The sequence below is a fragment of the Pseudoalteromonas sp. c7(2019) genome (assembly GCF_011378625.1).
GTDB lineage: Bacteria > Pseudomonadota > Gammaproteobacteria > Enterobacterales > Alteromonadaceae > Pseudoalteromonas > Pseudoalteromonas arctica.
In genome coordinates this window covers 1-208 of the sequence record NZ_WTKS01000073.1, presented here as the reverse complement: position 1 = coordinate 208, position 208 = coordinate 1, and the positions used below count along the sequence as shown (strand labels likewise).

1 pseudogene is annotated in these 208 nt (G+C 35.6%); it reads right to left on the bottom strand.

The window, feature by feature from the left end:
- Positions 1 to 208, bottom strand: a pseudogene (locus GQR38_RS20415) (DUF393 domain-containing protein); the annotation flags it as partial.

Sequence of the window (208 nt, the reverse complement as noted above, 5' to 3'; positions counted from 1 at the left end):
TTGTTTGGTTTGTCATAACAAGTTCCTTCATTGCATTGTTTTATACCGATTCCAAAACGCTTGTAAATAAATTGAGAAATAGGATAACGATATTTTGCTAGTTGTAGATATACGAGATGTGATAGAGGTTTGATGATTGGCCATTGTAATGGAGCGACCAATATTCCTCGTCCGACTAATGTCCAAGCTCTATGAGTAACATCTAAAC